Below are 4,378 nucleotides of genomic sequence, written 5' to 3' on the forward strand. Positions count from 1 at the left end.
GGAGCGCGGCGCCGGAGCGTGCGCCTCGGTGTCGGCCGCGGCGGCGGCCGGTCTGCGCCCGCGATGGGCGCGGCTGCCGGCCTCGTGGAAGTCGGGGTCGGGGTCGAAGCCCGGCACCGTCTCCTGCGGGATCTGCAGCTTGATGAGCTTCTCGATCTCGGACAGCCAGTGCTTCTCTTCCGAGCTCACCAGCGAGATCGCGTAGCCGTGGTGGCCGGCGCGGCCGGTGCGGCCGATGCGGTGCACGTAGTCCTCGGCGGTGTGCGGCAGCTCGAAGTTGATCACGAAGGGCAGCTCGTCGATGTCCAGGCCGCGCGCGGCGACGTCGGTGGCGACGAGCACGCGCAGCTTGCCCGACTTGAAGGCCTCGAGCGTGTCGGTGCGCTGCTGCTGGCCCTTGTCACCGTGGATGGCGTCGGCCGAGATGCCGCTGCGCTCGAGGAAGTGGGCCAGGCGCCCGCACAGCAGCTTGGTGTCGACGAAGACCAGGGCCTGGGTGTCGGGCTTGTGGCGCAGCAGGTGGGCGAGCAGGTTGCGCTTCATGCCCGAGGACACCGGGTGCACCACGTGGGTGATGGTCTCGGACACCATGTTGCGGCGCGCCACCTCGATCAGCTGCGGATCCTTCAGCATCTGGTCGGCGAGGCGCTTGATCTCCTCCGAGAAGGTGGCCGAGAACAGCAGGCTCTGGCGCTGCTTGGGCAGCAGGGCGAGGATGCGCTTGATGTCGGGGATGAAGCCCATGTCGAGCATGCGGTCGGCTTCGTCGAGCACCAGCACCTCGACCTGCGACAGGTTGATCGACTTCTGCTCGATGTGGTCGAGCAGCCGGCCCGGCGTGGCGATCACGACCTCGATGCCGCGGCGCAGCTCGGCCTGCTGCGGGCGGATGTCGACGCCGCCATAGACGCACACCGAGCGCAGCGGCAGGTGCTTGCTGTAGGTCTTGACCGACTCGAACACCTGCATCGCCAGCTCGCGCGTGGGCGCGAGGATCAGCGCGCGCGTCTGGTGGCGGGCGGGCGAGGTGCTGGAGTTGGCGTGGCGCGCGATGCGGTGCAGCAGCGGCAGCGTGAAGCCGGCGGTCTTGCCGGTGCCCGTCTGGGCGCCGCCCATGACGTCCTTGCCGGCGATGACGATCGGGATGGCCTGGCGCTGGATGGGCGTGGGTTCGGTGTAGCCGGCATCGGTGACGGCTTGCAGCAGTTCGGGAATGAGGCCGAGGTCGGCAAAACTCATGGGTGCCTTCGGGTCTGGGGTGGTCGACAACCGACCACCGGATTACGGAAAGCCCGGATTATACACCGCACAAAAACCTTTACTTGACAGGGGCTTCGCCCGATTGGGCGCCGCATTCACGGGCAAGCCCGCTCCCACGCCACCACTGCGCCACTGTGCGTGCCGCCTTGCCCGCGAGCGCAGCGCCACGTCGTTGGGTGCCGCCTTGCCCGTGAGCGCAGCGCTGCATCATCGGGAGCGGGCTCGCCCGCGAATGTGGCGTATCCCGACCCCCTCAGCGCTTGAGCGTGAGGAAGGCCGTGACCTCTTCGCGGTCGTGGTAGAGGTGCTTGATGCGCAGGTCGTAGGGGCCGACGCTGGCGAGCCGCTTGCGGATGAGCTCGCGGCACTGCTCGACCGCCTCGACGCGGCGCTTCATCGGCAGCTTGAGGTTGAAGACGGTGTAGCGGCAGCGCCCGGTGGCGACCCACTCGGCCACCAGCGAGGCGATGCGCGAGGGCTGCTCGACCATGTCGCACACCATCCAGTCCACCGGCCGGTGCGGGCGCCAGGTGAAGCCGTCGGCCTTGAGGTGCTCCACCATCTCGGTGGCCATCACGCTGTCGCGCAGCGGGCCGTTGTCGATCGCGGTGACGCGCAGGCCGCGATGCACGAGCTGCCAGGTCCACCCGCCCGGCGCCGCGCCCAGGTCCACCGCGCGCTGGCCGGCGCGCAGGATGCTGTCGCGCTCGCCCTCCTCGAGCAGGGTCATGAAGGCCTCGGAGAGCTTCGCGGTGGAGCGGCTGGGGGCGTTCGAGGGCATGCGCAGGCGCGGGACGCCCATCTGCCAGGTCGAGCACTGCCCGGGTTGGCCGGCGGCGAGCCAGGCGGTGGTGGCGCTGGTGAACAGCACGTGCAGCACCGGCAGCCCGGCGCGGCTGCTGCGCAGGCAGCCGGCCTTCTCGAGCGCCGTGGCGAGCGGCTCGGTGAAGCGCTTGCAGAAGCCCGAGCGCTGCTTGGCCTCGTCGGTGTCGGGGGTCTCCAGCATCACGCCCGAGAAGCGCTGGCCGCTGGCCTTGACCGCGTCGACGATCGGCGTGGCGCGATCGCGCTCGGGCAGGTCCTCGACGCGCGCGAACCAGGGCAGCAGCTGGCGCGCGAACACCGGCCGGCGCCAGTCGGTGGATTCTCCGAAGTTGCCGAGCGGAGTGGGCTCGAAGGTCTCGTAGATCACGTAGCCCGAGTCGGGCTCCGCGCGCACGTAGCCGATCAGGCCGGCTTCGGCGGCGATGTCGTCGAGTTCGGCGGCGAGTTCCTTCTCGAAGCCGGCCCGGCAATAGCCGAGGAGGCCGGCGCAGGCGAGCGCGGCGGCGGGAGTGTGCTGGTTCATGGGGTCGGTGCGCGCAGGGGCTGCAGTATGATGGGTCCGCACCGGGCCGCGAGGGCGGCGGCCGGAATCGGAGCAAGGCAGCGGATGATAAGCCGCGAGCGCCGCGCTGGCGAGCACGGCGCTCGTGCCCGCCGCCGCCTTCGCGTCGCCATGGTCCGTGTAGGAGCGCCGGCAGGCGCGAAGGCGGCGGTGGAGTCCGGCACGCGCGTCGATCACCGGACCGCCCTATTCGCAGCTGCCGCAGCGCCTACAGGAGGGGCCGGGGCGCGCGGCGGTTCATGTAGGAGCGCCGGCAGGCGCGAAGGCGGCGGTGGAGTCCGGGACGCGCGTCGATTGCGGGGCCGCCGTGTTCGCAGCTGCCGCAGCGCCTAGAGGCGGGCCGGGACGCGTGGTGGTTCATGTAGGAGCGCCGGCAGGCGCGAAAGCGGCGGTGGAGTCCGGCACGCGCGTCGATCATCGGACCGCCCTCTTCGCAGCTGCCGCAGCTCCTACAGGCGGGCAGGGACGCGTGGTGGTTCATGTAGGAGCGCCGGCAGGCGCGAAAGCGGCGGTGGAGCCCGGGGGCAGCGGTGGCTTATGTAGGAGCGCCGGCAGGCGCGAATGTGTCTAAACAGGGAGTCGAGGATGACAGCACGTGAGATGGAGTACCGCCGACTGGGCGGGTCGGGGCCGCGGGTGTCGGCGGTGTGCCTGGGGACGATGACCTTCGGCCAGCAGAACGGCGAGGCCGAGGCGCACAGCCAGCTCGACCTCGCCGTCGAGCGCGGGATCGACTTCATCGACACCGCCGAGATGTACCCGGTCCCGGCGCGTGCCGAGACCAGCGGCGAGACCGAGCGCATCGTCGGCAACTGGCTGGCGCGCCAGGCGCGCGAGAAGCTGGTGATCGCGACCAAGGTGGCCGGGCCGGCGCGCAGCCTGGAGTGGATCCGCGGCGGTCCGCTCGCGCTCGACCGCGCCAACATCCGCGCCGCGGTCGAGGGCAGCCTGCGCCGGCTGCGCACCGACTACATCGACCTCTACCAGCTCCATTGGCCGGCGCGCAACCAGCCGCTGTTCGGCCAGCTGCCCTTCGATCCGGCGCGCGAGCGCGAATGCACGCCGATCCGCGCCCAGCTCGAGGCGCTCGCCGAGCTCGTGGAGGAGGGCAAGATCCGCCACGTCGGCCTGTCGAACGAGCAGCCCTGGGGGCTGATGGAGTTTGTGCGCCTCGCCCGCGACAGCGGCCTGCCGCGCGTGGTCTCGGTGCAGAACGCCTACAACCTGCTCAACCGGGTGTACGAGTACGGAATGAGCGAGATCACGCTGCGCGAGGACGTGGCGCTGCTGGCGTATTCGCCGCTCGCCTTCGGGCACCTGTCGGGCAAGTATCTCGCCGACCCGGCGGCGCGCGGGCGCCTCACCGAGTTCGAGAATTTCGGTGTTCGCTACGCCAAGCCCGGCGTGGGTGCGGCGGTCGAGCGCTACGCGGAGATCGCGCGCAGGCGCGGGATGAGCCTCACCGCGCTGGCCCTCGCCTTCGTGTATTCGCGCTGGTTCGTGGGCAGCACCATCGTGGGGGCGACCTCGGTGGCGCAACTCGCCGAGAACCTGGATGCCTGGCATCGGCGCCTCGACGAGGACACGCTCGCCGAGATCGAGCAGGTTCATCAGCTGCACGCCAACCCGGCGCCGTGAACGCCGGGGCGGGCGCGGCGATCAGTGCGCCGCGGCGGCTGCCGGCGTGCCCGCAGGCGTCGTGCGGGCAGCCCCGGCCGGCGGCGTGCCCGG

General features: G+C 71.1%; 3 protein-coding genes. 1 reads left to right on the top strand and 2 read right to left on the bottom strand.

The genetic code is table 11. From position 1 onward, the window contains the following. On the bottom strand, window positions 1–1,239 hold a 1,239-nt coding region (locus tag C667_RS20665; protein ID WP_004381374.1), incomplete at its 3' end, for a DEAD/DEAH box helicase. Window positions 1,240–1,513: 274 nt separating this feature from the next. Continuing rightward, window positions 1,514–2,608, bottom strand: a complete 1,095-nt coding sequence (gene rlmM / locus C667_RS20670) for a 23S rRNA (cytidine(2498)-2'-O)-methyltransferase RlmM (protein ID WP_039922547.1) — start codon at window positions 2,606–2,608, stop codon at window positions 1,514–1,516. 639 nt (window positions 2,609–3,247) lie between these two features. On the opposite strand from rlmM, the gene C667_RS20675 reads away from it, so the two are divergent. Further along, window positions 3,248–4,285 carry an aldo/keto reductase gene (locus tag C667_RS20675; protein WP_004381380.1) on the top strand — a complete coding sequence of 346 codons (1,038 nt, stop codon included), beginning with the start codon at window positions 3,248–3,250 and terminating at the stop codon, window positions 4,283–4,285. Window positions 4,286–4,378 lie beyond the last annotated feature (93 nt).

It is taken from the genome of Thauera phenylacetica B4P, from assembly GCF_000310225.1.
Classification (GTDB): Bacteria; Pseudomonadota; Gammaproteobacteria; order Burkholderiales; family Rhodocyclaceae; genus Thauera; species Thauera phenylacetica.

Coding starts and splice junctions, on each gene's coding strand:
- rlmM (WP_039922547.1), bottom strand. CDS start 2,608: ATGAACCAGCACACTCCCGCCGCCGCGCTCGCCTGCGCCGGCCTCCTC.
- C667_RS20675 (WP_004381380.1), top strand. CDS start 3,248: ATGGAGTACCGCCGACTGGGCGGGTCGGGGCCGCGGGTGTCGGCGGTG.